The 26,171-nt window shown below is 69.8% G+C and carries 20 protein-coding genes and 1 pseudogene; 12 read left to right on the top strand and 9 right to left on the bottom strand.

What is annotated here, in order from left to right:
• The first annotated feature begins 1 nt into the window (after position 1).
• From ligA to ACK4TH_RS01155, 3 genes are read left to right on the top strand one after another with little or no spacing between them, the layout of a single operon-like run.
• Positions 2 to 442 carry a protocatechuate 4,5-dioxygenase subunit alpha gene (gene ligA, locus ACK4TH_RS01165; RefSeq protein ID WP_409621454.1) on the top strand — a complete coding sequence of 147 codons (441 nt, stop codon included), beginning with the start codon at positions 2 to 4 and terminating at the stop codon, positions 440 to 442.
• Between the two features lie 26 nt (positions 443 to 468).
• Positions 469 to 1,326, top strand: a complete 858-nt coding sequence (locus ACK4TH_RS01160; protein ID WP_409621452.1) for a class III extradiol dioxygenase subunit beta — start codon at positions 469 to 471, stop codon at positions 1,324 to 1,326.
• The gene (locus ACK4TH_RS01155; protein WP_409621449.1) at positions 1,323 to 2,306 is read left to right on the top strand and encodes a Gfo/Idh/MocA family oxidoreductase; all 984 of its coding nucleotides are present in this window, start codon (positions 1,323 to 1,325) and stop codon (positions 2,304 to 2,306) included. Before ACK4TH_RS01160 ends, ACK4TH_RS01155 begins: the two co-directional genes overlap by 4 nt.
• Before the next feature lie 70 nt (positions 2,307 to 2,376).
• Here the strand turns inward: ACK4TH_RS01155 and ACK4TH_RS01150 are convergent.
• The 8 genes and pseudogenes from ACK4TH_RS01150 to ACK4TH_RS01115 form a co-directional block, all read right to left on the bottom strand.
• Positions 2,377 to 3,102, bottom strand: a pseudogene (locus ACK4TH_RS01150) (methyl-accepting chemotaxis protein); the annotation flags it as partial.
• An 882-nt stretch (positions 3,103 to 3,984) separates the two neighbouring features.
• Positions 3,985 to 6,294: an RNA polymerase sigma factor RpoD gene (gene rpoD / locus ACK4TH_RS01145; protein WP_409621446.1), complete on the bottom strand. Its 2,310-nt coding sequence runs from the start codon at positions 6,292 to 6,294 to the stop codon at positions 3,985 to 3,987.
• Positions 6,295 to 6,652: 358 nt separating this feature from the next.
• Positions 6,653 to 8,617 (bottom strand): DNA primase, encoded by a 1,965-nt coding sequence (gene dnaG, locus ACK4TH_RS01140; RefSeq protein WP_409621443.1) that lies wholly within the window; start codon positions 8,615 to 8,617, stop codon positions 6,653 to 6,655.
• 76 nt (positions 8,618 to 8,693) lie between these two features.
• Positions 8,694 to 11,492 (bottom strand): EAL domain-containing protein, encoded by a 2,799-nt coding sequence (locus ACK4TH_RS01135; RefSeq protein ID WP_409621440.1) that lies wholly within the window; start codon positions 11,490 to 11,492, stop codon positions 8,694 to 8,696.
• Positions 11,489 to 12,472, bottom strand: coding sequence for an ABC transporter substrate-binding protein (locus ACK4TH_RS01130; protein WP_409621437.1), 984 nt, complete (start codon positions 12,470 to 12,472; stop codon positions 11,489 to 11,491). The genes ACK4TH_RS01135 and ACK4TH_RS01130 overlap by 4 nt, the downstream gene beginning before the upstream one ends.
• A gap of 5 nt (positions 12,473 to 12,477) precedes the next feature.
• Positions 12,478 to 14,040 carry a diguanylate cyclase gene (locus ACK4TH_RS01125; RefSeq protein ID WP_409621434.1) on the bottom strand — a complete coding sequence of 521 codons (1,563 nt, stop codon included), beginning with the start codon at positions 14,038 to 14,040 and terminating at the stop codon, positions 12,478 to 12,480.
• Between the two features lie 90 nt (positions 14,041 to 14,130).
• Positions 14,131 to 14,889, bottom strand: a complete 759-nt coding sequence (locus tag ACK4TH_RS01120) for a 3-hydroxyacyl-CoA dehydrogenase (RefSeq protein WP_409621431.1) — start codon at positions 14,887 to 14,889, stop codon at positions 14,131 to 14,133.
• Between the two features lie 145 nt (positions 14,890 to 15,034).
• Positions 15,035 to 16,039: an extracellular solute-binding protein gene (locus tag ACK4TH_RS01115; RefSeq protein ID WP_409621657.1), complete on the bottom strand. Its 1,005-nt coding sequence runs from the start codon at positions 16,037 to 16,039 to the stop codon at positions 15,035 to 15,037.
• Positions 16,040 to 16,221: 182 nt separating this feature from the next.
• Here ACK4TH_RS01115 and ACK4TH_RS01110 point away from each other — a divergent pair, with 182 nt between their 5' ends.
• Positions 16,222 to 17,226 carry a patatin-like phospholipase family protein gene (locus ACK4TH_RS01110; RefSeq protein ID WP_409621427.1) on the top strand — a complete coding sequence of 335 codons (1,005 nt, stop codon included), beginning with the start codon at positions 16,222 to 16,224 and terminating at the stop codon, positions 17,224 to 17,226.
• Between the two features lie 107 nt (positions 17,227 to 17,333).
• On the opposite strand, the gene phaP is transcribed toward ACK4TH_RS01110, so the two are convergent.
• Positions 17,334 to 17,912 (bottom strand): TIGR01841 family phasin, encoded by a 579-nt coding sequence (gene phaP, locus ACK4TH_RS01105; protein ID WP_409621423.1) that lies wholly within the window; start codon positions 17,910 to 17,912, stop codon positions 17,334 to 17,336.
• A 210-nt stretch (positions 17,913 to 18,122) separates the two neighbouring features.
• Between phaP and ACK4TH_RS01100 the strand changes: the two genes are divergently transcribed.
• The 8 genes from ACK4TH_RS01100 to ACK4TH_RS01065 all read left to right on the top strand — a co-directional run bounded on the left by ACK4TH_RS01100 (position 18,123) and on the right by ACK4TH_RS01065 (position 26,171).
• Positions 18,123 to 19,097 carry a histone deacetylase gene (locus ACK4TH_RS01100; protein ID WP_409621421.1) on the top strand — a complete coding sequence of 325 codons (975 nt, stop codon included), beginning with the start codon at positions 18,123 to 18,125 and terminating at the stop codon, positions 19,095 to 19,097.
• Positions 19,094 to 19,549 carry an acyl-CoA thioesterase gene (locus ACK4TH_RS01095; protein WP_409621418.1) on the top strand — a complete coding sequence of 152 codons (456 nt, stop codon included), beginning with the start codon at positions 19,094 to 19,096 and terminating at the stop codon, positions 19,547 to 19,549. The genes ACK4TH_RS01100 and ACK4TH_RS01095 overlap by 4 nt, the downstream gene beginning before the upstream one ends.
• Positions 19,546 to 20,310, top strand: coding sequence for a nitroreductase (locus ACK4TH_RS01090; protein ID WP_409621415.1), 765 nt, complete (start codon positions 19,546 to 19,548; stop codon positions 20,308 to 20,310). The genes ACK4TH_RS01095 and ACK4TH_RS01090 overlap by 4 nt, the downstream gene beginning before the upstream one ends.
• A gap of 24 nt (positions 20,311 to 20,334) precedes the next feature.
• Complete coding sequence (locus ACK4TH_RS01085; protein ID WP_409621412.1) at positions 20,335 to 21,336, top strand: 2-hydroxyacid dehydrogenase; 1,002 nt, start codon at positions 20,335 to 20,337, stop codon at positions 21,334 to 21,336.
• 170 nt (positions 21,337 to 21,506) lie between these two features.
• A complete protein-coding gene (gene mbhE / locus ACK4TH_RS01080) occupies positions 21,507 to 23,834 on the top strand; it encodes a hydrogen gas-evolving membrane-bound hydrogenase subunit E (protein ID WP_409621409.1) in 2,328 nt (775 codons plus the stop codon).
• Complete coding sequence (locus ACK4TH_RS01075; RefSeq protein ID WP_409621406.1) at positions 23,831 to 24,286, top strand: MnhB domain-containing protein; 456 nt, start codon at positions 23,831 to 23,833, stop codon at positions 24,284 to 24,286. The genes mbhE and ACK4TH_RS01075 overlap by 4 nt, the downstream gene beginning before the upstream one ends.
• Positions 24,283 to 24,720 carry an NADH-quinone oxidoreductase subunit K gene (locus ACK4TH_RS01070; RefSeq protein ID WP_409621403.1) on the top strand — a complete coding sequence of 146 codons (438 nt, stop codon included), beginning with the start codon at positions 24,283 to 24,285 and terminating at the stop codon, positions 24,718 to 24,720. The genes ACK4TH_RS01075 and ACK4TH_RS01070 overlap by 4 nt, the downstream gene beginning before the upstream one ends.
• Positions 24,717 to 26,171 carry a proton-conducting transporter membrane subunit gene (locus ACK4TH_RS01065; RefSeq protein ID WP_409621400.1) on the top strand — a complete coding sequence of 485 codons (1,455 nt, stop codon included), beginning with the start codon at positions 24,717 to 24,719 and terminating at the stop codon, positions 26,169 to 26,171. The genes ACK4TH_RS01070 and ACK4TH_RS01065 overlap by 4 nt, the downstream gene beginning before the upstream one ends.

Genomic DNA, 26,171 nt, shown 5'->3' with positions numbered 1-26,171 from the left:
GATGGCCCTGCACAAACCCTACGCCGACATCCCCGGCACCGTCATCTTCGACGCCGACCAGAGCCGCAAGGGCTACTGGCTCAACCAGTTCTGCATGAGCCTGATGGAAGACGCCAACCGCGCGCGCTACCTGGCCGACCGCCGCGCCTACCTCGACGAGTGGCCGATGACCGAGGAGCAGAAGCAGGCCGTGCTGGACGGTGACCTCAACCGCTGCATCCAGCTCGGCGGCAACATCTATTTCCTCGCCAAGCTCGGCGCCACGCATGGCAAGAGCTTCCAGCAGATGGCCGGCTCGATGACCGGCATGACCGAGGACGAGTACCGCGCGATGATGCTGGCCGGCGGGCGGCGCATCGACGGCAACCGCCGCCTCGGCGAGGATGGCGACGCCCAGCCGCACCGGCAGCCGCAGGGCCACGGCAGCGGCCGCCTGCTCTGAACCCCACCCCCCCGGAGACGACCCCCATGGCGCGCATCACCGCCTCCGTCTACACCAGCCACGTGCCTGCCATCGGCGCGGCCATCGACCACGGCAAGACCCACGAGCCATACTGGCAGCCGGTGTTTGCCGGCTACGAGTTTTCCAAGCAGTGGCTGCGCGAGCACATGCCCGACGTGGTCTTCCTCGTCTACAACGACCACGCCACCGCGTTCAGCCTGGAGCTGATCCCGACGTTTGCCATCGGCACCGCGGCGCACTTTCCGATCGCCGACGAGGGCTGGGGCCCGCGGCCGGTGCCCGAGGTCATCGGCCATCCGGAACTGGCCAGCCACATCGCGCAAAGCGTCATCCAGGACGACTTCGACCTCACCATCGTCAACAAGATGGCCGTCGACCACGGCCTGACGGTGCCGCTGTCGCTGATGTGCGGCCAGCCGGCCGCCTGGCCGTTCAAGGTCATTCCGTTTGCCGTCAACGTCGTGCAGTACCCGGTGCCGTCCGGGCGGCGCTGCTTTGCGCTCGGGCAGGCGATCCGCCGTGCCGTCGAAAGCTTCGACGAGGACCTCGACGTCCAGATCTGGGGCACCGGCGGCATGAGCCACCAGCTGCAGGGGCCGCGCGCCGGGCTCATCAACCGCGAGTGGGACAACCGCTTCCTCGACCGCCTGATCGACGATCCGGCCGGCCTGGCCGAGGTGCCGCACGTCGAGTACGTGCGCGAGGCCGGCAGCGAGGGCATCGAGCTGGTCATGTGGCTGATCGCGCGCGGAGCGATGGCCGACGTGGCCGGCGGCCCCAGGCCGCGCGTCGCGCACCGCTTCTACCATGTGCCCGCGAGCAACACCGCCGTGGGCCACCTGATCCTGGAGAACGCCACATGACCATCCACGTCGCCCTGGCCGGGCCGGGCGCCTTCGGCCAGAAACATCTGGACGCGATCCGCAACATCCCCGACGTCAAGGTCGTCTCGCTGATCGGCCGCGAGCCGGCCAAGACCGCCGAGGTGGCGGCCCAGTACGGCGTGCCGCACACCACCACCGAGCTGGCCGAGGCGCTGGCGATGAAGGAGGTGGACGCCGTGATCCTGTGCACGCCCACGCCGCTGCACGCCGCGCAGGCCAAGGCGTGCCTCGAGGCCGGCAAGCACGTGCAGGTCGAGATCCCCCTGTGCGACGTGCTGCGCGAGGGCGAGGACGTGCTGGCGCTGCAGCGCCAGACAGGCCTCGTGGCGATGGTGGGGCACACGCGCCGCTTCAACCCCAGCCACCAGTGGATTCACCGGCGCGTCGTGGCGGGCGACTACACCGTCCAGCAAATGGACGTGCAGACCTATTTTTTCCGCCGCACCAACATGAACGCGCTGGGCCAGCCGCGCAGCTGGACCGATCACCTGCTGTGGCACCACGCCGCGCACACGGTGGACCTGTTCGCCTACCAGACGCGCAGCCCCATCGTGCAGGCGCACGCCATCCAGGGGCCGTACCACCCGCAGCTCAAGATCGCGATGGACATGAGCATCCAGCTCAAGGCCGCCAATGGCGCCATCTGCACGCTGAGCCTGTCGTTCAACCACGACGGGCCGCTGGGTACCTTCTTCCGCTACATCGGCGACACGGGCACCTACATCGCCCGTTACGACGACCTGGTGCAGAGCCACAGCAAGGGGCCGGAGACCCCGGTGGATGTCAGCGGCGTGGACGTCTCGATGAACGGCATCGAGCTGCAGGACCGCGAATTCTTCGCCGCCATCCGCGAGGGGCGCGAGCCCAACGCCAGCGTCGCGCAGGTACTGCCGTGCTACCAGGTGCTGCACCAGCTGGAGCAGCAGCTGTGGGCGGACAACGGCCCGGCGCCGCGCTGAGGCCGCCCCCCGGCCGGTCCGGCGGCTGTGCGGTAGGGGGCGGATCGCTCCGCCCTCGCAGCATGGCCCTTCAGCGCGCGGTCAGCCGGGGCCTCGATGGAGTCGCGGGCAAGGCGGCCGTGGCGCTGGCCTCGGTCGCCTCCATCTGAAACACCGCCACCGCCTGCAGCAGCCGCTGCGCCTGTTCGCGCAGCGCCTCGGCCGCCGCGGCCGACTGTTCCACCAGCGCCGCGTTCTGCTGCGTGCTCTGGTCGAGCTGGCCCATGGCGGCGTTGACCTGGCCGATGCCTTCGCTTTGATCGTGCGCGGTCTGGGTGATCTCGCCAATCGTATCGGCCACGCGTTGGATCGCCTGCACGATGTCATCCATGGTTTGACCGGCCTGCTGCACCTGCGCGCTGCCAGCCTGCACCTTGGCAACGCTGGTCTCGATCAGCGCCTTGATCTCGCGCGCGGCCTGCGCGCTGCGTTGCGCCAGGGCGCGCACCTCGCCCGCCACCACCGCAAAGCCCCGGCCAGCCTCGCCGGCGCGGGCCGCCTCCACCGCGGCGTTGAGCGCCAGGATGTTGGTCTGGAACGCAATGCCGTCGATGACGCCGATGATGTCGGCAATCTTTTGGCTGCTGGTCTGAATATCGGCCATCGTGCTGACCACCTGCGCCACCGTCTCGCCGCCGCGGCGCGTGGTGTCGGCCGCCTGCGCGGCCAGATCGTTGGCGCTGCGTGCCGCGCTGGCGCTGTGTTGAACGGTATCGGTCAGATGCTGCAGGCTGGCGGCGGTCTGCTGCAGGCTGGCAGCGGCCGCTTCGGTTCTGCGGCTCAGGTCCTGCGTGCCACCCGCGATCTCGCCCGCGGCATTCTGGATCTGCTGCACGGCGCCGCGGATGCCGGTGACGGCATGGGCGATGCGGCCGATGACGTCCTTGAGCCGCTGGGCCAGCGGCGTCGTGGCGCGCAGGTGCGCCACGTCCAGCACCACATGGCTGCCGCGGGACAGGCTGTCGGCCAGCGCCGCGACTTCGGCGTTGTCGCGCACCTGGCGCGCCAGCCAAAGGATCAACACCACCTCGAAGCCGGTTTGTACGACCACGTACGCCGCATGCAAGAGGATGACCGGAAAGTTCGGCTCGCTCAGACAGTACAGCCCCCAGCCGGCCGCCTGCAGGCGGTCGAACGCCACGTGGTGCACCGCGAACAGCGCCGCCGACCACACCACCGGGCGCCAGTCCAAGTAGGTCATCAGCAGCGCCAGCGTCACGAACACGCCGAAGTGAAACTCGATCATCCCGGCCGAGACCTGGATGTGCAGCATCACCAGCGTGGACAGGGACGTGGCCAGCAACAGCCGGCCAGCCAGCGTGCCGCGCAGCGCCGCAAAGCCAATCACCCCCGGCAGCGACAGGGCGGCCAGCCACGCCAGCTCCGCCCCCAGGCCCAGGCCGGGCCGCTGCATCAGCAGCAGAACCGGCACCGACGCGATGGCGTACAGCGCCAGCGCGACGGTCATGGCCAAGTCACCCCGGCGGTAGATGGGCAGCAACGGGTCGCGCGGGGTGGTGTCGGTCGCGGAAGTGCTCCTGGGAACGCAAAAAAGGGGAACCGTTGAGAACGATTCCCCCTTGCACATTGCTACATGCTAGCAGCGTCGGAGATTTTCGCAAGGCTGCTTTGATCGATGTCACAGGTTGTCCAGGAAGCTGCGCAGCTTCTCGGACCGGCTCGGGTGCTTGAGCTTGCGGATTGCCTTGGCCTCGATCTGGCGGATGCGCTCGCGCGTGACGTCGAACTGCTTGCCGACTTCCTCCAGCGTGTGGTCGGTGGACATCTCGATGCCGTAGCGCATGCGCAGCACCTTGGCCTCGCGCGGCGTCAGCGTGTCCAGGATCTCCTTGACCACGTCGCGCAGGCCAGCCTGCATCGCTGCATCCATCGGTGCCACGTTGGTGGTGTCCTCGATGAAGTCGCCCAGGTGGCTGTCGTCGTCGTCCCCGATGGGCGTCTCCATCGAGATCGGCTCCTTGGCGATCTTCATGATCTTGCGGATCTTGTCCTCCGGCATATCCATCTTCTCCGCCAGGATCGAGGCGTCCGGCTCGACGCCGAACTCCTGCAGGTGCTGGCGGCTGATGCGGTTCATCTTGTTGATGGTCTCGATCATGTGCACCGGGATGCGGATGGTGCGCGCCTGATCGGCGATCGAGCGCGTGATCGCCTGGCGGATCCACCAGGTGGCATAGGTGGAGAACTTGTAGCCGCGGCGGTATTCGAACTTGTCCACCGCCTTCATCAGGCCGATGTTGCCCTCCTGGATCAGGTCCAGGAACTGCAGTCCGCGGTTGGTGTACTTCTTGGCGATCGAGATCACCAGGCGCAGGTTGGCCTCGATCATCTCGCGCTTGGCGTCGCGCGAGGTGGCCTCGCCTTCGTTCATGCGTTTGTGGATCGCCTTGAGCTGATCCAGCGGAATCACCACCTGGGTCTGCAGGTCGATCAGGCGCTGCTGCAGTTCCTGAATGGCGGGGATGTTGCGCCCGAGCACGGCGCTCCAGGGTTTGCCGGCGGCGGCCTGCCGTTCCACCCATTGCAGGTTGAGCAGGTTGGGCGGGAAGTCGGCGATGAACTTCTCCTGCGGCATGCCGCACTTGTCGACGATGATGCGGCGCAACTCGCGCTCGACCTTGCGCACCATGTCCACCTGCTGGCGCACCTTGTCGCACAGCGTCTCGATGGCCTTGGCCGTGAAGCGGATGGTCATCAGCGTCTCGGTGATGCGCGCCTGCACGGCCTGATAACGCGGCGAGCCCCAGCCGTCTTGCTCGTAGACCTGGCGCAGCTCGTCGAACAGCGCGCGGATGGTGTCGAAGCGCTCCAGCGCCTCGCGCTTGAGCTCCTCCATCTTGCGCGTCAGCGCTTTGGAGCCGCCCTTGCCGTCGTCGTCGTCCTCGTAGTCGTCGAAGTCCTCTTCCGCGACGTAGTCGTCGGCCTCGTCGGCATCGGCAAAACCGTCCACGATGGCCGAGATGATCGTCTTGCCTTCGCGGATTTCCTCTGCCATCGAGAGGATGTCGTGGATGATCGCCGGCGACTCGGAAATCGCGGCCATCATTTCGTGCAGCCCGCTTTCGATGCGCTTGGCGATTTCGATCTCGCCCTCGCGCGTGAGCAGCTCCACGGTGCCCATTTCGCGCATGTACATGCGCACCGGGTCGGTGGTGCGGCCGAACTCGCTGTCCACCGTGGACAAAGCGGCCTCGGCTTCCTCTTCGGCCTCCTCCTCGGTGGTCACGGCGGTGGGCGCGCCGGTCAGCAGCAGCGTTTCGGCGTCCGGCGTCTGGTCATAGACCGCCACCCCCATGTCGTTGAGCAGCGAGACAACCACTTCCAGCGTCTCCTGCTCGACCAGCTTGTCCGGCAGGTGGTCGTTGATTTCGCCATGGGTCAGGTAGCCGCGGGTCTTGCCCAGCTTGATGAGCTGTTTGAGCTTTTCGCGGCGCAGCTTGGCTTCTTCCTCGGTCAGCACCGTGTCGTCCAGGCCGAACTCCTTCATCAGGGCCCGCTCCTTGGCCTTGGACAGCTTCATGCGCAGCGGCTTGGCCTTCTCGGCCGGTTCGGCCTCTGCGGTTTCGTCGGCAACGGCCTCGACTTCCTCATCGACCAGATCGTCGTCGAGGTCGCCCAGCTCGGCGTCATCGAACACATCGTCGTCGGCCTTCTTGGCCGGCTTGCGGCCGCGCTTGGCGCCCCCTTTGGGCGCCGCGCCGGTCTTGGCGGTCTTGGCGGCGGTCTTGCGCGCGGGCTTCTCGGCGGCGGATGTGGTGACCGCTGTTTCGGTGGCGACGTCCGTGGTCGCTTCCGGGGTCACGGCCGTGTCGGCCGACGCGGCAGTGGCCGCTTTGCTCGTGCGCTTGCGTGCCGGGGTGGCGGGCGCGGGCACGGCTTCGGGGGTTTCGGCGGGGCTGGCAGCGGTTTTTTTGGAACGGGTGCTCACGGCAAACGCTTTCTGCCCGGCTCGGGGCCGGGCCTGACGGGGACGGACGAGCGGAACACGACCGGCGGGGACGAGGCCGTCGCGCGTGGGATACCCCGGGTAGCGACACGCACGCCCAGGCACGCAGACAACGACATCGACGCACGGCCACGCCCACATGGGGATGGCCGGCCGGCTTCGCAAGCGGGGTGGGCGAACATTTGGTGTGCAGTCCTTGCGGGGCGGGCGTCTGGTGCGCCCTGGCCAACGGGGTGTCGTCCCGTGTGCGTCACTGACGGCCGGCGCAATGGCCCCGCGCCGCCAGTCCGACATATGGCCCTGTCCGGAGGTGCTGCTGTCGCACTTGCGAAACTTTATATTATATCGGATCGTCCGCTTGTTGCAACAGGTTGCGTTCCGCCACCACCTCGCGGTAGCGGGCCTGTGCATCGGGGTCGGATCCCGCACGAGCGAGCAGCGCCGTCTCGAGCTGCTTGAGCGCCTCGATGCGCATGCGCCGCAACAGCTCGCGCAGCTCGCGCCGCATCTCGGTGGCGTCGGGTGGGCCGCCGTCCGTCGTGTCGTAGCCCATCCGCTCGAGTCCGATACCGCTGTCGTGCAGCGCCACGGCCAGCGCCTCGAACGGCTGGCCGCGCAGCCCCTCGCGCAGCGCCGCCCACGGCTGCGGGCCGTGTTCCAGCCACTGCGCCTCCAGCCAGGCGAACAGCGGGCCGTGCGGCGGCGGCTCCTGCGCAAGCAGCGCGTGGTCGTCGGCGGTCAGCCAGTCCCAGGCCTCGGGCGTGGTCAGCACGATGCGCGCGATGCGGTCGCCGCGGCCCAGCAGCCCGCGCGCGGCGCGACGCGCCTGCAGCGTGGCCGCATCGGGGCGGGCCGGCCCACGCGGGCGCGGCGCAGCCGCAGGGGAGGGGGCATCCCGTGTCGGGGCAGGGGCGGGCACCGCGGGGCGCGCTGCCCGCGCCGGTGCCGCAGCGGCAGGGCGGCTGGCGCGCGCCGGTCCGCGCGCCGGTCCGCGCGCCGAAGGGGCGGCCTCCTGCCAGAGCTGTTGCAGATCGCGCACCTCCAGCGCGGCCAGATCGGCCAGCTCGTGCAGCAACTGGCGCTTCAGCGCCCCCTCCGGCAGCGCCTGCCACAGCGGGCGCGCCTGCGCGGTGGCGCGCGCGCGGCCCTCGGCGGTGGCGAGGTCGCAGCCGTCGGCGGCCACCTCCAGCACGAAGCGGCTCAGCGGCGTGGCCTGCGCCAGCGCGGCCGCGAACGCTTCGGCGCCGTGGGTGCGGATGTAGCTGTCCGGGTCGTGCTCCGGCGGCAGGAACAGAAAGCGAAAACGCCGCGTGTCGCCGGCCCACGGCAGCGCGGCGGCGAGCGCCCGCTGCGCGGCGCGCCGCCCGGCCGCGTCCCCGTCGAAGGCGAACACCACGTCGTCGGTGAAGCGCAGCAGCTTGCGCACATGCTCCGGCGTGCAGGCGGTGCCGAGCGTGGCCACCGCATGACCGAAGCCCAGCTGCGCCAGCGCCACCACGTCCATGTAGCCCTCCACCACCAGCGCGCAGCCGGCCTGGCGGATGGCGCTGCGCGCCTCGTACAGGCCGTACAGCTCCTCGCCCTTGTGGAACAGCGGCGTCTCCGGCGAATTGAGGTATTTGGGCTCGCCGCCGTCGAGCACGCGGCCGCCGAAGCCGATCACCTCGCCCTTGACGTTGCGGATCGGGAACATGATGCGGTCGCGGAAGCGGTCGTGGCGGCGCGCCTCGTCCCCATCGCCCTCGACGACCAGCCCGCACTCCACCAGCCGCGCATCCTGATAGTCGCCGAACACCGTGGACAGGAAGCGCCGCTGCGCCGGCGCGTAGCCCAAGCCGTAGGCCTTGGCGATTGCACCGGTCAGGCCGCGGCCCTTCAGATAGTCGATCGCGCGCGGGCTGGCCTTGAGTTGCGCGCGGTAGGCGCGCGCGGCCTGCGCCATCAGCTCGGTCAGCGTTTGCTGCGCGCGGCGCTGCGCTGCCTCGCGCGCGCGCTGCTCGGGCGAGCGCTCGTCCTCCGGCACCGCCAGGCCCACTTGGGCGGCCAGGTCGTGCACCGCCTCGCGAAAGCCCGCGCCGGTGTGCGCCATCAGAAAGTCGATCGCGTTGCCGTGCGCGCCGCAGCCAAAGCAGTGATAGAACTGCTTGGCCGGGCTGACGGTGAAGGAGGGCGATTTTTCGCCGTGGAAGGGGCACAGGCCCAGATAGTTGGCCCCGCTTTTGCGCAGCGCCACGTGGCGGCCGACCACCTCGACGAGGTCGGCGCGCGCCAGCAGGTCCTGCAAAAAGGCGGAAGGGATGCTCACGCGCGCATTGTCGGGCATCGGGCGCCCGATCACCGCACGGTGCGAGCCGGTGGCATCCGGGTCGGTGGGCGGTGTGTCAGGCGGCCGGCTCGCGCGGCTGCGCCCGGGCCTGCGTCTCGAACTGCGCCACCGGCATCGGCCGGCCGTAGCGGTAGCCCTGCAGCAGATGGCAGCCGTGGCTGAGCAGGTAGGCCTCCTGCTGCTCGGTCTCCACGCCCTCGGCCAGCACCTGCATGCGCAGCTTGCGCCCCAGCGCGATGATGGTGGTGATGATGGCTTCGTCCTGCCGGGTGTGCTGGCCCAGGCGGGCGACGAAGCGCTGGTCGATCTTGATGATGTCGAACGGCAGCTCGGCCAAATAGGCCAGCGACGAGTAGCCGGTGCCGAAGTCATCCAGCGCCAGCGACACCCCCTGCGCGTCGAGCGCCTGCAACGTGGCGCGCGCGTGATCCAGATCGTCCAGGAACACCGATTCGGTGATCTCCAGCTCCAGCAGTCGCGCGGAGATACCGTGCTGCGCCAGCGCCTGCTGCACCCGCTGGCCAAACGCCGGATCGCGGAACTGCTTGGCGCTGACATTCACCGCCAAACGCAGGCGAGCGAGCACTGGGTCGCCCTGCCAGTGCCGCAGCAGCGCGGCAGCCTGCTGCAGCACCCAGTCGCCCAGCGGCAGGATCAGGCCGGTTTCTTCCGCCAGCGGGATGAACTCGCCCGGTGGCACCAGCGTGCCGTCGGCGCGCTGCCAGCGCACCAGCGCCTCGGCACCGACGATGTGGCCGCTGGCATCCACCTGCGGCTGCAGATACAGGCGCAGTTCGCTGGCCTCGATGGCGTGCGCCAGGTCATGCTGCAGCTGGTGGCGCTGGCGGATCGCGACCTCCATCTCGGGGTCGAAGAAGGCCACGCCGTTGCGGCCGGCCTGCTTGACGCTGTACATGGCCAGGTCGGCGGCCTTCAGCAGCTGGGTCGCATCGTCGTCGGCCACGGATCCTGAGCTGCCGTCGCCATAGAGCGCGATGCCGATGCTCAGCGTCAGCGTGAGGGTCTGATCCTTGTGCGCGATCGGCTGGCGCAGCGCCGCGCCGAGCTTGTCGGCCACCGCCTGGGCGGCCAGCGCGGCGGCGTCGCGGCGCTCGAAGGTGGCCGGCAGCAGCACGAGGAACTCGTCGCCCCCCAGCCGGCCCGGGGTGTCCTGCTCGCGCAACGTGGCGCGGATGCGCTCGCCGATCGTGCGCAGCACCGCGTCGCCGGCGTCGTGACCCAGGGTGTCGTTGATGTCTTTGAAGTGATCCAGGTCCAGGAACAGCACCGCGCCCCAGCGCGTGTTGCGTCGCGCCTGGCGGATGGCCTGCTGCAACCGATCGAGCAGCAGACGCCGGTTGGCGAGTCCCGTCAGCGGGTCGAAGAAGGCCAGGTTTTCGATCTGCGCCTCGGCCTGCTTGCGCCAGCTGATGTCGTGGAAGATGGCCACGTAATGGCGCACCTTGCCCACCGCGTCGGTGACGGCGCTGATGGTCAGCCACTCCGGGTAGACGGCGCCATCCTTGCGCCGGTTCCAGATCTCGCCCTCCCAGTGGCCGTGCTCGGCCAGCGCCTGCCACATAGTACGGTAGAACGCCGCGTCGTGTCGACCGGAGTGCAGCAGCTCGCCCGGCGTGCGCCCCAGCGCCTCGTTGGCACCGTAACCGGTGATGGTCTGGAAGGCGCGGTTGACGCGCACGATGCGGCCGAGCGCGTCGGTGATGAGCACGCCCTGGTTGCTGTCGAAGGTCTTGGCCGTGATGGCCAGCTCATCCAACAGAGCCGACTTGTCGCGCAACGCTTGGCGCAGGCGCCGCTTCTGCTGCAGCAGCGCCAGCAGGAACAGCAGCAGCGCCAGCACGCCGCCGCCGGCCAGCGCCAGCGGCCCGGCGTTGAGTTGCACCGTCTCGCGCCACGTCAGCTGCGGCACGCCGAACGGTCGCACGCGCAGCTCGCGCAGGATGCGCTCCACCGCCGTGTAGCCATGCGGCGGCGCGAAGCCGGCCAGCGGCCCCGTGCGCAGCGCCGCATCCTCGTGGGCGTGCAGCAGCGCCAGCGTCAATGCCCGGCGGGTGTCGTCGTCGACGTTGTTCACCACCGCCACCGGCCATTCCGGCATGAGCGGCGTGCTCACCGCGACCGGATAGCCGGGCAGGTCCTGCCGCTGCAGCACGCGCAGCCGGTCGGGCGGCACGCGGCCGGCGGCCACCATCGCCTCCAGCACGCCGTCGCGCACGAAGGCGGCCTCCACCCGCCCTTCCAGCAGCGCCAGCACGACGTTTTCGTGCGGCAGACCGATGCGCTCCCAGGTGACCTCGTCCTCGCGCACGCCGCGGCGGCGCAGCTCCATGCGCTGCAGGTACCAGCCGCCGAGCGATTCCTCGTGCGGCACGCCGACGCGCCGTCCGCGCAGGTCCTGCCAGCGCCGCAGCGGGCTTTCCGCGCGCACCAGCACCGTGCCACCGAAGGCGGAGGTCTCCACCCCTTGGCGCCGCCGCATCAGCGTGGCCAGCGCGGTGCTGAGACCGTGCGTGTGGCGCAACGCGACGTAGTGGGCGGGGTTGGTGACGATGACGTCGAGCTCGCGCGCACGCACCGCCGCGTCCAGCGCGGCGTAGTCCAGCAGGCGGGCGCGCAGCGGCGTGTGCGGCATCTGCCGCTGCAGCGCCTGCAGCAGCGGGGTCCAGTCGCGCTCCTCCGCCTCCAGCGGGCGCGGTGCCAGGATGCCCATCCGCAGCTCGGCGTGGTCGGCGTGCGCGGGGGCGAGCCAGACGCCCAGCAGTCCCAGCAGCAGCGCCAGCGCGCGCGCCAGGCGGGCCGCCGCGGCGGCGCGCGCGGCGTGACCGTGCCTCATGCCGGCTCCTCCACAGGCAGCCAGTCGGGCGCGGCCAAGTCCGCCGGCAGGCGGCCCTCGGGCAGCAGGCCGCGTTGTCGCATGAAATGCGCCAGCCCCTCGGCGGCGCGCTGCAGCCGGGCGGGGTGGCCGACCAGCCAGTCACGGTTGTCCGACCAGACCGTCAGGTGCAGGCCGCTGAAGGCCGGCATCACCTGATGCCGCGGCAGGTCCAGCCACGGCGCCAGGCGGTAGATGCTGTCGTCGCGCAGCGTCATCAGATGGCGCTGCGCCTCGAACAGGTGCCGCAGCAGGGTGGTCAGCGCGCGCTGCCGGTCCGCGGCCTCGCGGTGCACGGCCAGCACGTCGACGATCGGACGCTCCTCGGGCAGCTGGCCGCTGTCGAACAGCCGCACCGCCCCTTGCGCCTGCACGCGCGAGGCCACCGGCTCGAACGTGATCAGCAGGTCGACCGCGCCCTCGCGCCAGGCCCGCTCGTGTTCCTCGAAGCCGACGTGCACGACCCGCACGTCCGTGGGCTGCAGCCCCGCGTACTCCAGCCACGAGGCCGCCATCAGCTCGCCGACGGCGCCTGGCTCGTGGCCGAGCCGCGCGCCGCGCCAGCGCGTGCGCTCAACGTGCGTCGGGCGCGCCAGCACCACGTCGGCGCCGTGCGACCGGTCGAAGAGCGCCACCACGCGCAGCGGCAGGCGGTCGACCACGACCGCCTGCAGCACCTCGTCCAGCGTCAGCGCGGCGGCCTGCGCGCGGCCCTCGCGCAACGCCGCGCGCGAGGCGCTGGCCGAGCCGGTCGGCAGGCTGCGCAGCAGGCCGTCGTCCCACCAGCCCAGGCTGTCCGCCAGTTGGAGTGGCGCGTAGCCCGGCCAGGGGTGGAAGGCCACCGTCAGCGGCGGCTCGGCGCCGCAACCGGCCAGCCACGGGGCCGCCGCCGCCGCGGCAGCCAGCGCGGTGCCGCGGCGCAGCCAGTCGCGTCGGCGCATCCTGTTCATCCCTGCATCACGCGGTTCTTGCCGGCACGCTTGGCCTTGTACATGGCCGCATCGGCGCGCGCGATGGCGGCCTCCACCGGCTCGTCGCGCCGCAGTTCGGTGACGCCGGCGCTGAAGGTGATCAGCACCTGCTGCTCGCCCTGCAGGAACAGGTGGGCGCTCAGGTCGCGCTGCAGCCGCTGCACCACCCCGCAGGCCTCCTCGGGGGTGGTGTCGGGCAGCACGATGATGAACTCCTCGCCACCGTAGCGGCCGATGGTGTCCTGCGGGCGCAGGCTGCGCCGCGCGACGTCGGCCAGGTGCTTCAGCGCCGCATCACCCGCCAGGTGGCCCAGCGTGTCGTTGAGGCGCTTGAAGTCGTCCACGTCCAGCAGCGCAATGCACACGCGCGTGCCGGTGCGCTCGGCGCGGCGTGTCTCGCGGTCGATGGCGCTTTGCAGCCCCTTGCGGTTGAGCACGCCGGTCAGCAGGTCGTGCGTGACCAACTCGGCCATCTGATCCAGCTCGGCGCGCAGGCGCTGCACCTCGGCCTCGGCGCGGTCGGCGCGGTCGCGCAGGTCGGTCAGCTCCTCGGCCACGCGCTGGGTGTCCACCGCGAAGGCGCGCGCGGTCTGGATCGCTTCCTGCACCACCGGGGCCATGTCGGCCAGGCTGTCGGCGCGCTCCAGCGCCTGCGCGCAGGCTTCGAACTTGGCCTGATACTGGCCGGTGCTGGTGGCGGTCTGCGCCAGCCGCTCCAAAAAGGTGGCCAGCGTTTCGCGCATCAGGGCCTGCGCGCGCACGGTTTGCTCGCGCGCCTCGGCCTGCTTGACGATGACGTCCTTCAGCCGGGTTTGCAGGTCCTCCAGCCGGCGTTGCGACAGCGGTGGCTCGGCGGCCTGCACCAGCGCCTGCATCTGCTGGCGCAGCCACGGGTTGTCGGGGCTGATGGCGTCGATGTGCTCGAACACCTGCCGCAGCAGGCCCAGCAGCGCCTGCCGCACGCCCAACTGCTCCTCCACGCCAAACGACAGCCGGTAGGCGTAGTCGGCCAGCATGCGGCGCAGCGTCGGGGCGTGTTGCTGCTCCAAGCGCAGGTAGCGCACCAGCTCTTCGCCCATCGTGCGCAGGCGTTCGTCGTCGGCGGCCACCAAAGGCAGGCCCACGTCAATCAGTCGCGCGGTCTGTTCGGCCAGGTCGGCTGAAGGCAAGGCGCCCTCGGCGCTGGCAGCGCTGGCAGCGGCAGGGGGTGCGCTGGAAGCGTGGGCCTCCGCGGGCGCGACCGGTGGCGCACTGGCCAAGGGGGTTTGCGCCAGCAGCTTTTCCAGGTCGTCCCAACTGTGGCGCGCCACCGCCTTGTTGAACAGGGCTTTGAAGCGCACCTGGGCTGGGGTGCGCTCGGGCAGGGCTTGCGCGATCTGGCGCAACTGCGCCAGCGGAAAGGGTTGCAGCGGCCGGGTGCCGGCCACCTCGTGGTAGGCCGCCTGGAAGTTGTCGGGGGTGGGTGGCAGGCGCCGCGCTGTCAGCAGTTTGACGGCTTCGCGCGCGATTTCCTGGGGGGTGGAGGCGGGATCGCCCATGGCGCCGAAGTATAGCGCGGGACCGCCGCTCGGGCCGGCTGGGCGACTTGACGCCGATCAGCCGCTCCGCACTTGGCCCCCGCGCGGGGGTCAGCGCGGCTGCATGCGGATCGCGCCATCCAGGCGGATCACCTCGCCGTTGAGCATGTCGTTTTCGATGATGTGTTTGACGAGCTTGGCGTAATCTTCTGGCCGACCCAGGCGCGACGGGAAGGGCACCATCGCGGCCAGCGCATCTTGCACCTCCTGCGGCATGCCAAACAGCATGGGGGTGCCGAAGATGCCCGGGGCGATGGTCATGTTGCGGATGCCGAGCTTGGCCAAGTCGCGCGCGATCGGCAGCGTCATGCCGACCACACCGCCCTTGGAGGCGCTGTAGGCCGCCTGGCCGATCTGGCCCTCGAAAGCCGCCACCGACGCCGTGGAGACGATCACGCCGCGCTCGCCGGTCGGCTCGGGGGCGTTGGCGCTCATCGCTTGTGCGGCCAGGCGGATCATGTTGAACGTGCCGACCAGGTTGACCTGGATGACCTTGTTGAACAGCGCCAAGCTGTGCGGCCCGTTCTTGCCCACGGTTTTTTCGGCCGGGGCGATGCCGGCGCAGTTGATCAGCCCGGCCAGCTTGCCCAGCGCCACCGCGCGGTCGATCGTGGCTTGGGCGTCGGCTTCCTGGCTCACGTCGCATCGGACGTAGACCCCGCCGATGTCCTGGGCCACGGCCTCGCCGCGTTCGGCCTGCATGTCGGCGATGACCACGCGGCCGCCGTTCGCGGCCAGCATGCGTGCCGTGCCTTCGCCCAGGCCCGAGGCGCCGCCCGTGACCACATACACTTTGCCCGCGATTTCCATGGCCGTTCTCCTGCTAAATTGACGTTGACGTAAACGTCAATCATAGGCCAAAAAAAGCGCCCGCCGGTGGGGCGGGCGGCAAGCACCAACGGGTGCACACGGCCAGGAGAGGGGATGGCGCCGCCATGGCGGGGCGGCACCGGGGTCACTTGTAGCCGGCCCGGTCCAGCATTTGCTGCACTTTGGTCAGGTTCTTGGCGACGACGGTCAGCGGGATGTTCTCGGCCTTGAAGCGCTCACCCCCGATGGCCCGCAGCGCAGGGTTGTCCAGCCGCACGCCGCGCGCCGCAGGGAACTCGTTGTTGCCATTGGCGAAATACTCCTGTGCCAGCGGGCTGGCGAGGAACTCCATGAACGCGATCGCGGCATCCACATTCTTGGCGTGGCGAGCCACGGCCGCCCCCGCGATGTTGACGTGGGTGCCCGTCGTGGCTTGGTTGGGGAACACCACCCGCACCCGCTCCATCACCTTGCGGTCTTCCGGCTTGTCGGACTTGACCAGGCGGGCGATGTAGTAGGTGTTGGACAGCGCTACCCCGCACTCGCCGCTGGCCACGGCGCGGATCTGGTCGGTGTCGCCACCCTTGGGCGCGCGCGCCATGTTGGCCACCAGGCCGTTGAGCCAGGCCTGCCCCTTTTCGTCACCCAGCCGTTCGATCACGGTGGCAAACAGCGACAGGTTGTAGGGGTGCGAGCCGCTGCGCGTGCACAGCAGACCCTTGAGTTTGGGGTCCGCGAGCTGCTCGTAGGTGGCCACGTCCTCGGCCTTGACACGCAGCGGGTCGTACACGATGACGCGCGCGCGGGTGGAAAAGCCCGTCCACGTCACGCCCTCGGGCGTGCGTGCAGCGCGCAGCTCGGGCGGGATGGCCGCGTCCAGCTTGGCCGATTTGATCGGGCGAAACAGCCCCTGCGCATCGGCGGCGGCCATGCGCGCCGCGTCCACCAGCAGCACGACGTCGGCCGGGGAGGCGGGCCCTTCCGCGCGCAAACGCGCGACAATGCCCGCGTCGTCGCTGTCCACGCGATTGATTTTGATGCCCGTGGCCTTGGTGAAGGCTTCGTACATGAACTCGTCGCCCGGGTAGTGGCGCGCCGAATACAGGTTGAGCACCTTGTCCTGCGCGGACGCGGCGGAGGGCATCAGCATCAGCGGTGCGGTCAGCGACAGGAGCGTCAAAGCCCCTTGCATGACACGGCGACGCAACGACGATGGAAGGTTCGACATGGGGAGGACTCCTTGTTCAGACGGCGATCGGTGTGGCGAGTGAGGTGTGGGTGGAGGGATGTGTCACGGGATTTATATTATCACAAACGAGAATCATTATCGTTATGTTTGATCGTCTAAGCCCTAGCCAAACTCCGATCCAACCGCCCGACCTCGTCCGCCGCCGATGGCTGGGCGGCGGGGCGGCGGCGCTGGCCGCGTGGGCCCTCGCGGGATGCGCCGTGCCACCCCGCGAGCCGGATGCCCCCGCGGCCCCCCCGGCTGCGCCGCCTGCTCCACCCACGCCGCCGCCGACGCGGCCACCCCGCGTCGGGTTGGCCTTGGGCGGCGGGGCGGCGCGCGGCTTTGCCCACATCGGCGTCATCCAGGTGTTGGAGCGCGAGGGCGTGCGCCCCGATCTGGTGGTCGGCACATCCGCCGGCAGTCTGGTGGCGGCGCTGTATGCCCACGGTCTGTCGGGTGCGGCGCTGGAGCGCGCGGCGCTGGAGATGGAAGAAGCGACGATTGCGGACTGGACCGTTCCGATCTTCAACCGCGGGCTGTTGCGCGGCGAGGCGCTGGCGCGCTATGTCAACCGCATGGTCCAGGGCCGGCTGATCGAGGCCATGCCCTTGCCGCTGGGCATTCTGGCCACCGATCTGGCCACCGGGCAGCCGGTGCTGTTCCGCCGCGGGGACACGGGGACTGCGGTGCGGGCGTCCAGCGCGGTGCCGGGGGTGTTTTCGCCGGTGCCGATCTCGGGGCGAACGTATGTGGATGGCGGCCTGGTGGCGCCGGTGCCGGTCGAGCAGGCGCGCGAGATGGGCGCCGAACTGGTGATTGCGGTGGACATCTCCAGCCCCGCCGAGCCGCTGATCCAGACCGACCCGGTGCGGGTGCTGCTGCAAACCTTCACGATCATGGGCCAGACGATCAACCGCCATGTGCTCGGCAGCGCGGATGTCGTGATCCGTCCCCGGCTGGACGGCATCGGCAGCGCCGACTTTGCGTCACGCCAACGCAGTATCGCGGCGGGTCGCGCCGCCATGCAGGCGGGATTGCCGCGCCTGCGCGAGCAACTGTTGGCCCTGCGTCGGCCGCTGCTGGCGGGCCCGCAGGCCGCACGATGAACACCGCCCGCCGAAAAAAAGCCCCGCCGGGGCGGGGCTGGTAAGGGTTCCTGAATCTGATTTCGAAGAGACCCGAGGAGACAACTCGAAGCGAAAGGGGCTGTCCTTCAACCCGCGCTGCGGCGTGTCCGGGCGGCGGTTTTGGGCGCCTGGGCGGCTGCGGAAGGCAGGTTTTGCTGCGCTTGGGTCACCATTTGGTGGAAGTTGGCTTCGGCCAGCTCCGCCGCTTGCTTGACGGCTTGTTGGACGGTTTCCATGGCCGAAGTGGCGGCATTGACGGCATTGCGCATGGCCTCCACCGCGGCTTCGGTGCCGGCGGGCGCGTTCTTGGCGACGTTGTCCATCACGGCCATGGCCTTGTGTTGGACGTCGGCCGCGTTTTGCTCGGCGGCCTGGGCGAAGGCGCTGCCCGTCGTGGCCGCAATGTCGTAGAGCTGGCGGCTGTAGTTGACGGCCTTTTCGGCCAGCGGCTGCAGCAGCGCGGCTTGGCGTTGCAGCAGCTCCTGCGCGTCCTTGACCGACAGCAGGGCCTGGGTGTTGTCCGCGGAGTCGCGCAGCGCTGCCTTGGTGGCCTGCAGGTTGAGTTCGACCAGCTTTTCCACGCCTTCGAAGGCCTTGCGGGTGAGGCCGAACAGCATTTCGATGTTGGCCTTGTGGGCGGCGGCCAGTTGTTCAGGGGTCAGCATGTCTGTCGTCCTCCGCTGGTCGTGACGGGTGAAAAATTGCTGCGCTGCAGCATGCGCCTCCATTATACGGGTGTCGTTGAATTTTGCAAGTCGTGCTGCACTGCAACATTTGTGTCGCGTGCGCCGTGGGGCGGAGGGCATCAGGACGGCACATGCGGGGCATCTGGCACCAGCCAGCGGGCGCGGCGCCGCGCTGGCACACTGCGCGCCATGCAGGTGTTTTACGCGACCCAATTCGTGCTGCCGCTGCCCTCGGGCCACCGATTCCCGATGGCCAAGTATGCCCTGTTGCGCGACGCCCTGGCCAGCGAGCCAGACATTCGCTGGCAGCAGGCCGAGCCGGCCAGCGACGGCGAGCTGGCGCTGGTCCACACACCGGCCTATATCGACGCCATCACCCACGGGACGCTTGCCCCGGCGCTGCAGCGGGAGATCGGCTTTCCCTGGAGCCCCGCGATGGCCGAGCGGGCGCGCCGCTCGGTGGGCGCGACCATCCAAGCCAGCCGGGTCGCGCTGGCGGGCGAGGGCGTGGCCGCCAACATCGCGGGGGGCACCCACCACGCCTACGCCCACAAGGGAGGTGGGTTTTGCGTCTTCAACGATGCCGCGGTGGCGGCCCGCCTGATGCAGGCCGAATGGGGCCGGCGCGGGGCGGGGGCGCGCGCCCGGCCCTTGCGGGTGGCGATCGTGGACCTCGATGTCCACCAGGGCAATGGGACGGCCAGCATCTTTCGGGACGACCCGTCGGTGTTCACATTGTCGCTGCACGGAGCGCGCAACTTTCCCTTCCGCAAGGAGCCGAGCGACTGCGACGTGGAGTTGCCCGACGGCTGCGGCGACGCCGAGTACCTGCAGGCGCTGGAGTGGGCGCTGGGCGAGCTGGAGCGGCGCTTCGAGCCGGACTTCGTGATCTACCTGGCGGGCGCGGACCCCCACGAGGGCGACCGCCTGGGGCGGCTGCGCCTGTCCGACGATGGCATGGAGGCGCGCGATCGGCGCGTGTTCGACTGGGCGTGGCAGCGGCGCCTGCCCGTGGCCATGACCATGGCGGGCGGCTATGGCCGCGATATCGCCACCACGGTGCGCGTGCAGCGCACCACCTATGCGGTGGCGCTGTCGTACTGGCGACGCTGGCGGGCGGTGGCAGAATCGACGGCACCACCATCGAGGAGACCGCCGCCGTGAGCCCCGCCGCGCCCGCGCCTCAGCGCCCGCAGCCCTTGCCCAGAACGCACTTTCGCGTCTTTCGCCCCATCGGCACGCGTTGGATGGACAACGACATCTATGGCCATGTCAACAACGTCGTGTACTACAGTTGGTTCGATACCGCCGTCAACGGCCACCTGATCGAGCAGGGCGCGCTGGACATTCACCGCGGCGATGTCATCGGCCTGGTGGTCGAGACGCAGTGCCACTACTTTGCGCCGCTGGCGTTTCCGCAGCCGGTCGAGGCCGGTTTGCGCGTCGCCCACATCGGCCGCTCGAGCGTGCGCTACGAGGTGGGCATCTTCGCCGCGGGGGCGCCGGCCTGCGCCGCGCGCGGCCATTTCGTGCACGTCTATGTCGATCGCGACAGCCGGCGGCCGGTCGCCGCGCTGCCCGCTGCCCTGCAACGCACCCTGGAGGCCCTGTCATGAACGCACCCGAGCCCATCGCCGGCGCCGAGGCGGATCTGGATCCGCTGCGCGCCTGGGCCCAGCCGGTGGATCCGGCGCAGGTCGAAGCGGCCATTGTCGGTCGCCGCTCGGTGCGCGCCTTTTTGCCGCGACCGGTGCCCCGGTCCCTGATCGAGCGGCTGTTGCGGGTGGCGGCGCGCGCGCCGTCGGGCACCAACACCCAGCCCTGGAAGGTGTACGTTCTGCAGGGACGCGCGCGCGACGCGCTGGTGGACAAAGTGTGCGCTGCCCACGACGCCATCCGCGCCAACCCGGCGCTGGCGGCGGAGTATCAGGAGGCGTACGACTACTACCCCAGCCAGTGGGTGAGTCCCTACATCGACCGCCGGCGCGAGAACGGCTGGGGCCTGTACGGGTTGCTCGGTATTGGCAAGGGCGACAAAGACAAGATGCACGCCCAGCACCAGCGCAACTTCCGCTTCTTTGATGCGCCGGTCGGGTTGATGGTGACCATCGACACGGTGATGGGGCGCGGCTCGCTGCTGGATACGGGCATGTTTTTGCAAAACCTGATGGTGGCCGCGCGCGCCCACGGTCTGGACACCTGCCCCCAGGCGGCGTGGAACCACTACGCTCGCATCATCCTGCCGCACATTGGTGCGTCCGAGCAGGAGATGCTGGTCTGCGGCTTGTCGCTCGGCTACGCCGACCCCGAGGCGACGGTCAACCGCTTCGTCACCCCGCGCGAGCCGATCGAGCGCTTCGTGACCTGGCTGGAATGACCCGTTTGCACCTTGGAGTGGCCCATGCATGATTCCGCAGTCCCTCGGCCGTCGGTCCTGGTGGCGCGTGCCGTGTTCCCCGAAGCGGTGCAGCGCCTGCGCGCGCATTTCGATGTCGAAGCCAACGAGGCCGATGAAGATTGGTCCGCCGAAGAGCTGATTCGCCGTCTGCAGGGCAAGGCCGGGGCTTTGCTGACCGGCACGCAGCGCATCGACGACGCGCTCCTGCGTGCCTGCCCCGCGCTGCGCATCGCCGCCAACATGACGGTGGGCTACAACAACTTCGACATCGCCGCCATGGACGCCCACGGCGTGGTCGGCACCAACACCCCGGACGTGCTGACCGAAACGACCGCCGATTTTGGTTTTGCGCTGTTGCTGGCGGCGGCGCGCCGGGTGACCGAGAGCGAACACTACCTGCGTGCCGGCCGCTGGACGCGCTGGTCCTACGACCTGTTCGCCGGGGCCGAGGTGCATGGCACCACGCTGGGCATCCTGGGCATGGGCCGCATCGGCCAGGCGATCGCCCGGCGCGGCGCGCATGGCTTTGGCATGCGGGTGCTGTACCACAACCGCAGCCGGCTCGATGCGGCCATCGAGGCCGGCTGCCGCGCGACCTGGGTGGACAAGGACACGCTGCTGCGCGAGTCGGACCATTTGGTCCTGGTGCTGCCCTATACGCCGCAAAGCCACCACATCATCGGCGCGGCGGAATTGGCGCGCATGAAGCCGACTGCCGTGCTGGTCAACCTGGCGCGCGGCGGCATCGTGGACGATGCCGCGCTGGCCCAAGCCCTGCGCGAGCGGCGCATTGCCGCCGCAGGTTTGGACGTGTTCGAGGGCGAGCCGGCGGTCCACCCGGGGCTGCTGGAGGTGCCGAACGTGGTGCTCACGCCCCACATCGCCAGCGCCACCGTGCGCACGCGCCGGGCGATGGTCGATTTGGCGGTGGACAATCTGATCGCCTACTTGACCGAGGGCCGCGCCTTGACGCCGGTCAACCATCCCCGGGAGCCGCGCCCGTGAGTCGGATGGTGGCGCGGGCGCAGGGCAGGGCGGGGCCGACCGTGCGGGCACGCGGGCTGGCCCCGCCCGCGGGAACTCTCCCGCCGGTGCGGAATCCGTCGTTCAAGCACGGCACCGCGCAGGATCCTTGAGGAGGCGGGGCCTGGCGGATCGACAGCCCCCCACCGACCATGGCCCACGCCCATCACATCCCGCCTGCACCGGACGCCGGACTCGGACTCGCCGCGCGGGTGGCGTTCACTCTGCTGCCGGTGGCGGCGCTGGCCTGGGTGCTGGTACTGCTGAGCCACTACGATTTGCCGATCCAGGCCCGCTGGGCCTGGGTGCCGAGCGCGGGAATCGAGCTGGCCTTCTACATCGACGGGCTGTCGGCGCTGATGCTGCTGATGATCACGGGCGTGGGGACGGCCGTGTTCGTCTATGCCGGTGGCTACTTGGCCGGTCACCCCCAACAAGGGCGGCTGTATGGGTTGCTGTCCTTGTTCATGGCGGCGATGATCGGCTGTGTGACGGCGGACAATCTGATCACGCTGTTCGTCTTTTGGGAGCTGACCAGCTTGGTGTCGTTTCTGCTGGTCGGCTTCCACCATGAGGACGCCGCCAGCCGCAAGTCGGCGCAGCAGGCCTTGCTGGTGACGGGAACCGGCGGTCTGGCGCTGCTAGCGGGCTTCGTCCTGCTCGGCCAGGCGATGGACAGCACGAGCATCAGCACCATCGTCGCGCAACTGCCCCAGATGCCCGCATCGCCGGTTCTGACCGCAGCGCTGGTGTTGATGTTGGTCGGCGCGTTCACCAAGAGCGCGCAGTTTCCATTCCATTTCTGGCTGCCGAATGCGATGTCGGCCCCGACGCCGGTGTCGGCGTACCTGCATTCGGCCACCATGGTCAAGCTGGGGGTGTATTTGCTGGCCCGCTTCGATCCCGGGTTTGGCGAATGGGCGTTGTGGGAGTGGGCGCTGAAGGCGGCCGGATCGCTCACCGCGGCATGGGGCATGGTGCTTGCGCTGCGGGAGCGTGACCTCAAGCGCATCCTGGCCTGGTCCACCGTGGCGACGCTGGGCACGCTGGTGGCGCTGGTGGGCCTGCGCGGCGAGGGGGCCACGGTCGCCGTGGGAGCGCTGCTGCTGGCGCACGCGCTGTACAAGGCCCCCCTGTTCTTTGTGGCGGGCAACATCGACCATGGCACGGGCACGCGGGTCATCGACCGGCTGGGCAATTTGCGCCATGCCATGCCCTGGACGGCCGCTGCCGCGCTGCTGGCGGGGGCGTCCATGGCGGGCATGCCCATGTCGTTTGGCTACATCGCCAAGGACGTGATCCTGGCTGCCAAGGGAGGGGATGAGGTGTTCGCGTTCGCGCGGGCGGCCAACACCGTGTTTGGCGCCATCGCCGTAGCGGTGGCGGCGGTGGCCGCGATCCGGGTGTTTTGGCGCCACCCCGGTAGCAACGAGACGCCCGAGGCCCACGAAGGGGGCTGGGCGCTGGTCCTGCCGCCGCTGGCCTTGGCCGGCCTGGGCGTCGTCCTGGGGGTGTTTCCCTACGTGGTGCAGGATTTGATCGCCGCGGCCTCGGTGGCCATGACGCCGGGGACGGAAGCGGTCGTGGTCGCGCTGGCGCTGGAGATCGGGCCCTCGCTGCTGTCCTTGGCGGTGACGCTGGCGATCGGCTTGACGGTGTTCTTTTTCTGGGATCCGCTGCACCGCCTGTTCGAGCGCGTGGCGCTGCGCATCGGGCCCATCGGCATGGCGTCCCATTACGAGCGTGGCCTGCAGGCCATCCCCGCCGCGGCGGCTGCTGCGACCCGCTGGCTCCAGCATGGGCGCCTGCCCGGCTACGGCGTGGTCATGCTCGCGGTGTTGACGGCCGCCCTGGCTGCCGTGCTGGTGGGGGGTGGGGTGGCCTGGGCGTGGCCGGCCTGGACCCCACCGGGTTGGGGCTTCGGCGGCGCGTGCGCGTTGATTGCCTTGGGTGCCGTGCTGGCCCTGTTCCAGCATGACCGGCTGGTGCTGCTGTTGGCGGCGGGTTTGGTGGGCTTTGGCAGCGGCGTCGCGTTTTTGTTCGCCGGTGCGCCCGATGTGGCGTTCACGCAGTTCGTGGTGGAGTCCGTCTTCGTGATCGTCGTGGCTTCGGTGCTCATGAAGCTGCGCCGTCGCGGCTTTGGCCACGCGCTGGATGCGCCGCAGCCGAGCGCGTTGCGCGCCGTGGTGGCGGTGGGCTTTGGGGCGGTGGTGGCGCTGTGGTTGCTGGTCAGCGTGGCCGTTCCGTTCGATGCCAGCCTGTCGCAGTTTTTTGCGCAGCGCAGCGTACCGGATGCGCAGGGGCGCAATGTCGTCAACGTGATTTTGGTGGACTTCCGTGCGCTGGATACCTTGGGAGAAATCTCGGTCGTGATGCTGTCGCTGCTGGCCGCGTGGCCGCTGTTGCGCGCCATCGGCGAGCAGCCCGGCGCGGTGCGCCAGCAGACGACCGACTCAGCCCGCGGAGGGGTGGCGCCATGAAAACCCGCTCGGTCATCCTCGAGGTCGTCTCCGGCCCCCTATACGTCGTGATCGTGCTGGCGTCGCTGTGGGTACTGCTGCGCGGCCACAACGAGCCGGGTGGTGGCTTCATCGGTGGGCTGGTGGCGGCGTCGGCGTCGGTGCTGTGGGCGGTGGCGCGCGGCAGCGAGGCGGCCCGCCGTCGCCTGCCCTTGGGCTCGCCGCTGCGGCTGGCGGCGGCCGGCGTGGCCCTGGCGGGGCTGTCGGGCGTGCCCGCCTGGTGGCAGGGGCAGGCCTATTTGACGCATTGGTGGGGGGCACTGTCCGTGGGGGATGCGGCGCTGCCGGTGTCCACCGTGCTGTTGTTCGACCTGGGGGTCTACTTGTGCGTGTGGGGGGCGCTGGCCGGCTATGCGCTGGCGCTGCTTGCGCTGGGCGAGGCGAGCGGGACCGCAGCGGGGGGTGAGCCATGATCTGGGTGTTGGCCATGACGGTGGGGGTGACGGTTGCGGCCGGGGCGTACCTGGCGCTGTCCCGCGACGTCTTTCGCGCGGTGATGGGGCTGGCGATCGTGGGCAGCGCGATCAATCTGGCGCTGTTTGCCGCGGGGCGGCTGGGGTCGTCCGCTCCCGCGGTCGTCGTGCCGGGGGAGACCGTGCTGCGCGACGCGGCCAATCCGCTGCCGCAGGCGCTGGTGCTGACGGCCATCGTGATCGGCTTTGCGCTGGTGTGCTTTTCGCTCGCGCTGGTACTGCGCCTGATCCAGCGCGTGCGCACCGACGATGCCCTGGCGCTGCGTCTGGCCGAGCCCGTGCCGACCGATGGGGTCAAGCCCCCCGTTGCCGAGGCCGCGCACGATCCGGTGTGGCCGCCCCGGGACGACCGAGCGCCGGGGGGCCGCGCATGAGCGCGCTGGCCGTCTCCCCGGTGTTGGTGCCGCTGGCCACGGTGGTCGCGACCACTTTGACCATGGGGCGTCCACGCCTGCAACGGTGGCTGGGCCACGTGGGGGGGTGGTCGTTGCTGGGCTGCGCGCTGGCGCTGGTCGTGCAGGCGGCGGCGGACCGTCCGGCGCAGGCCGTCTTCGGCGGTTGGGGGGTGCCGTTCGGCATTGAATTTTTGGTGGACCGCCTGAGCGCGGCCTTGGTGTTGATCACCGCAGTCATGGGGGTGGCGGCGCTGGCATTTCTGGCCAGCGATGCGGACACGCGGCCGTCCCACCCGCTCATGCTGCCGCTGCTGCACGGGGTGCTGGTCGGTGTCGGCGGGGCGTTCGCCACGGCCGATCTGTTCAATCTGTATGTGTGGTTCGAGGTGATGCTGATCTGTGCGCTGGGGCTGTTTGCCATCGGCGGGCGCGCGGACCAGTTGGATGCAACCTTCAAGTACTTCGTGTTGAATCTGATGGGCACACTGTTGCTGTTGATGGCCGTCGGCATGGTGTATGCGGTCAGCGGCCACCTCAACTACGGTGCCATCGCGCACGCCTGGCCCCATGTGGCGCCGTGGGTATCGACATTGGCCGTCACCGGGCTGCTGCTGGCCTTTTTGGTCAAGGCGGGGGCGTTCCCCTTGTTTGCGTGGCTGCCGGCGTCGTACCACACGCTGCCGGCGCCGGTGCTGGCGCTGTTTGCGGGGTTGCTCACCAAGGTGGGGGTGTATGCGGTGCTGCGCGCCCTGCGGGATGTGTTCGTCACCACGCCCGACGTGCTGTTCGAGGCGCTGGGCTGGGTGGCCGCCGCGACCATGCTGTTCGGGGTGCTGGGGGCGGCCTACCACTGGGACATGCGCCGCATCCTGGCGTTTCACATCGTCAGCCAGATCGGCTACATCCTGCTCGGGGTGGCCCTGGCCAGCTCCGCCGGGGATGCGGCGACGCTGTTCTATACCCTGCACCACATCGTGGTGAAGGCCAATCTGTTCCTGATCGTGGCCATGGTCTGGCGCCTGACCGGCAGCTACGACCTGCGCCGGATCGGCGGGCTCTATCGCGCCCGTCCCTTGCTGGGGGTGTTGTTTCTGGTGCCGGCGCTGTCACTGGTGGGTATTCCGCCGCTGTCCGGCTTCTGGGCCAAGCTGTGGGTGCTGCAGGAGGCCTTGCAGCAAGGGCGCATCGTCTGGACCGGGGTGGCGCTGCTGGTGAGCGTGCTGACCCTGTATTCGATGATGAAGATCTGGATGGAAGCGTTCTGGAAGGCGCATCCCCGCTCGGACTGGACCCCGCCCGCCGACGCCCGGCTGGCACCCGCGTGGGCGGTGACCGGGGGGCTGGCGTTGATCACACTGGCCATCGGGCTGCAGCCCGAGCATTTGCTGGCCTACAGTCTGGCGGCGGCCGAGACGTTGGGGGGGCGCTGA

Source organism: Tepidimonas sp. (assembly GCF_046292505.1).
Classification (GTDB): domain Bacteria; phylum Pseudomonadota; class Gammaproteobacteria; order Burkholderiales; family Burkholderiaceae_C; genus Tepidimonas.
Note: the sequence above shows the minus strand (reverse complement) of the source record. Positions and strands in the feature narration are given on the sequence as shown.